The sequence below is a fragment of the Kitasatospora sp. NPDC059571 genome, assembly GCF_042735675.1.
Lineage (GTDB): Bacteria > Actinomycetota > Actinomycetes > Streptomycetales > Streptomycetaceae > Kitasatospora.
Genome location: NZ_JBHWBW010000680.1, coordinates 1 through 2978, shown reverse-complemented (window position 1 = coordinate 2978; position 2978 = coordinate 1). Strand labels below are relative to the sequence as shown.

The following is a 2978-nucleotide window of genomic DNA, read 5'->3' as shown; positions in this document are numbered from 1 at the left end:
GAGTCCGGCCCGGCGCCGCGGTCTCTCAGAGGAACGTCCGGCCCTCGCCGCGGTAGGTGGGGACGGTCTCCACCACCCGGTCGCCGTCCACCAGGTGCAGTTCGGCGAACCGCTCGCAGAGCTCGCCCGCCTTGGCGTGCCGGAACCACACCCGGTCGCCCACCAGCAGGTCGTCGGCGGCCGCGCCGAGCAGCGGGGTCTGCACCTCCCCGGCGCCCTCCTGCGGGTCGTAGCGCAGGCCCGCCGGCAGGTACGGCACCGGTGAGCGGTCCGCCCCGGCGGGCCCGGAGGCCGGATAGCCGCCACCCAGCACCGTCACCACGCCGACGCCAGGCCGGCGAACCACCGGCTGGGCGAAGAGCGCGGCAGGACGGCCGCGGAACGAGCGGTAGTTGTCGAACAGCCGCGGGACGTACAGGCCCGACCCGGCCGCCACCTCGGTGACCGCCGCCTCGGCGACGGTCGACTCCACGCTGCCGGTGCCGCCGCCGTTGACGAATTCCAGCTCCGCCACCTGCCGCAGCCGGTGGACCACCGCCGCCCGCCGCGCGGCGAGCTCGGCCCGTGCGCGGGCCTGCATCAGCCGGACCATCCGCGAGCGCACCGGCCGCCCGTCCAGCCGGTCGCCGACCCCGGCGATGTGCCCCTCGTACGCCATCAGGCCGACCACCCGGAAGCCCGGGCGGGTCTGCACCAGCTCGGCGAGCGCGCCCACCTCCTCCGGGGTGCGCAGCGGGGAGCGCCGGGCGCCGACCCGCAGCCGGCCGCCCAGCAGGTGCAGCGAGGTGTCCAGTTCCAGGCAGACCCGGACGGTCTCCGTCCCGCCGCGCGCCGCGTCGATCAGGTCGAGCTGCGCCGGGTCGTCGACCAGGACGGTGACCGCCCCGGCGAGCTTCGGGTCGGCGGTCAGTTCGGCGAAGGCCGCCCGGTCCGCGGACGGGTAGGCGAGCAGGATGTCGCGGTGCCCGGCGCGGGCCAGCCAGAGCGACTCGGCGAGGGTGAAGGACATGATGCCCGCGAAGCCGTCCATCGCCAGCACCCGCTCCAGCAGGGCCCGGCAGCGCACCGACTTGCTCGCCACCCGGATCGGCTTCCCGGCCGCGCGGCGGACCAGGTCCGCCGCGTTGGCGTCGAACGCCGCCAGGTCGACGACGGCCAGCGGCGCGTCGAGGTGCGCGGTCGCCCGGTCGAGGCGGGCGCGGTCGAGGACGGAGCCGGGGGCGACGAGGTCGGTGGCCATGGCGGCAGGGTGCCACACCGCGGCTACTGCTGGGTAGAGGCGGTCCCGGCCAGGCTGCCCGACGCCGCCGACTCCACCAGGGCGATGCCGTCCTCCTCGGTCGCCGACCCGTCGCTGAGCACCGCGACCAGCGGCTCGCGGCCGCCGTGCACGACGCGGCCGATGCTGTTCACCACCCAGGCGCCCTCGGCCGTCCGCGGCAGCCAGCCGTTCTGCAGCCGGGCGTCGCCGTCCTCGTCGGCCGCGGAGACGCCCCAGTCCTGGTCGGCGGCGATCCTGCCCATCAGGTCCTGCAGATGGCTGCGGGAGTCCGCGTCCAGAGTGTCGTCGGTGCCGAACACCACCTGGAGCAGCCGCAGTTGGTCGGCGGCGGTGGTCGAGGTGAGCCCCCGGTACCCGTCGGTGCCCGCCGTCGTGGAGGTCGGCCCGAAGGCGTCGTTGGCGCGGGTCCGGCCCGTCGGCCCCGCCGATCGCCCCGGACAGCTCGGTGGCCGCGTCGTTGTCGCGGTTCTCGATCATGAGCGCGGCGGCCGACCGCTGCGCCGCGGTCAGCTCGCCGCCGGTCTGCCGCAGCAGGGCGGCGAGGATGTCCACCGTGACGATGCCGGCGGTGGCGAAGTGGTCCGCCCCGTATGCGGCGCCCGTCCCCGAGGCGGTGGCCGGGGCGGCGGGCGAGGCGGCCCCGGCCGCCGACAGGGTGCCGGACGGCGGCCGAGCGCGTCCGGTGCAGCACCACCCCGGTCGCGGCCAGGGCGAGCACCAGCAGCAGGGCGGCGCGCCGGATCCGGCGCCGGCGTCGGCGCCCCGTGGTGCGGGCCCGTCGGGCCGAGGTCATGCCGGTGATCCTGGGCCGGGTGTCCCGGACCCGGCCGAGGCCGGGGTGAGCACCGTCTGAGAAGCCCGCGCGCCCGGTGGCATACCCTCGACGGGTGGAGCGCAAGAACATTCCGAACCCCGGCTTCGCCGACGACGACGGCACCGCCGACCCCCGCCTCGCCGCGGCCCTCACCGCCTGGTCCGAGGACCCGGCACTGGAGTCCGAGCTGCTCGACGCGCTGACCGCGAGCCGCCTGATGGTCCCGATCGTCGCGCTGCTCGGCGAGGTCGAGACGGACGAGAACGGGCTCCGGCACGAGAAGACCAGCGACATGGCGGTGCCGGTGGTCGAGGCCGCGGACGGGCGCCGGGCCCTGCCGGCCTTCACCTCGCTGGAGACCATGGCCCGCTGGCGCGCGGATGCCCGACCGGCGCCGGTGGCCGCCCCGCAGGCGGCCATGGTGGCGTACTCGGAGCGGGCGGACACCCTGCTGGTCGACCCCGCGGGCCCGGTCGCCTTCCGGCTCGCCGGGGCGAGGCTGCGGGCGGTCGCCGAGAACCGCCGCTACCTGCGGCCGGTCGCCGACCCGGAGGTGCACGGGGCGCTGCGGGCGCTGCTGGCGGCCGAGCCGGTGGTGGCCGAGGGCTATCTGCGCCCGGACACCGACGCGGACGCCGTGCTCGCGCTGGTACCCGCGCCCGGCACGGACCAGGAGGGGCTGCGCGGCGCCGTCGAGCGCCTCGCCGCGGGCCTCGCCGCCGACCCGGTGCTGCGGGTCCGCCTCGACCGCGGCCTGCAGCTGGCGGTCCTCCCCGAGGGCCTGCCCGGGGATCCCTTCTACCCGGCCGGCCCCGCGGGGGCGTGCCGCCGGGACGACAGCGACGAGGGGCGTGCGGTCCCCGGCCGGTGCCGGGACCGCAC

At 77.4% G+C, this 2978-nt stretch carries 3 protein-coding genes and 1 pseudogene; 2 read left to right on the top strand and 2 right to left on the bottom strand.

The window, feature by feature from the left end; genetic code table 11:
• Positions 1 to 25: 25 nt before the first annotated feature.
• Together ACFV0G_RS37735 and ACFV0G_RS37730 are read right to left on the bottom strand one after the other, a co-directional pair.
• Positions 26 to 1240 carry an alanine racemase gene (locus tag ACFV0G_RS37735; protein WP_380557858.1) on the bottom strand — a complete coding sequence of 405 codons (1215 nt, stop codon included), beginning with the start codon at positions 1238 to 1240 and terminating at the stop codon, positions 26 to 28.
• Between the two features lie 23 nt (positions 1241 to 1263).
• Positions 1264 to 1584, bottom strand: a complete 321-nt coding sequence (locus ACFV0G_RS37730) for a hypothetical protein (protein ID WP_380557855.1) — start codon at positions 1582 to 1584, stop codon at positions 1264 to 1266.
• Between the two features lie 173 nt (positions 1585 to 1757).
• On the opposite strand from ACFV0G_RS37730, the gene ACFV0G_RS37725 reads away from it, so the two are divergent.
• Together ACFV0G_RS37725 and ACFV0G_RS37720 are read left to right on the top strand one after the other, a co-directional pair.
• Complete coding sequence (locus ACFV0G_RS37725; RefSeq protein ID WP_380557852.1) at positions 1758 to 2135, top strand: hypothetical protein; 378 nt, start codon at positions 1758 to 1760, stop codon at positions 2133 to 2135.
• 34 nt (positions 2136 to 2169) lie between these two features.
• Positions 2170 to 2898 (top strand): annotated as a pseudogene (locus tag ACFV0G_RS37720) (SseB family protein); the annotation flags it as partial.
• Between the last annotated feature and the right edge of the window lie 80 nt (positions 2899 to 2978).

What these genes read in the sequence shown, in the direction of transcription:
- ACFV0G_RS37735 (WP_380557858.1), bottom strand. Translation starts at nt 1,240, where the DNA reads ATGGCCACCGACCTCGTCGCCCCCGGCTCCGTCCTCGACCGCGCCCGC.
- ACFV0G_RS37725 (WP_380557852.1), top strand. Translation starts at nt 1,758, where the DNA reads ATGAGCGCGGCGGCCGACCGCTGCGCCGCGGTCAGCTCGCCGCCGGTC.